The 309-nt window shown below is 44.0% G+C and carries 1 protein-coding gene; it reads right to left on the bottom strand.

The genetic code is table 11. The annotated features are described in order from the left end of the window. The coding region (locus QYB97_RS25140) for an IS3 family transposase (protein WP_301168721.1) at window positions 1–309 on the bottom strand (309 nt) is incomplete at both ends.

Genomic DNA, 309 nt, shown 5'->3' with positions numbered 1-309 from the left:
CGTTTCTCCATATGGCAAATAGGTGATATCTGTGACCCATTTCTGATTCGGCTTCTCGGCTAAGAAGTTTCGCTCCAGAAGATTAGAAACGATAAATTTACTTTCTCCAGCCGTATAGGAGGTTCTCTTTGGTTTTACCCGGCACTGAATGTTGTATTTCTGCATGATCTTCTGCACGGTATTTCGATGAACTTTCATCTGATGGTCTTTATAGAGCAGGTCTCGCACCATTCGGTGCCCAATCCGGTAGTTAAAAGCTTTACACAGGGCCAGAATCTGTTGTTCCAATGGAGTGAGATCCCACGACTT

It is taken from the genome of Fictibacillus fluitans (genome assembly GCF_030418125.1).
Classification (GTDB): domain Bacteria; phylum Bacillota; class Bacilli; order Bacillales; family Fictibacillaceae; genus Fictibacillus_C; species Fictibacillus_C fluitans.
Note: the sequence above shows the minus strand (reverse complement) of the source record. Positions and strands in the feature narration are given on the sequence as shown.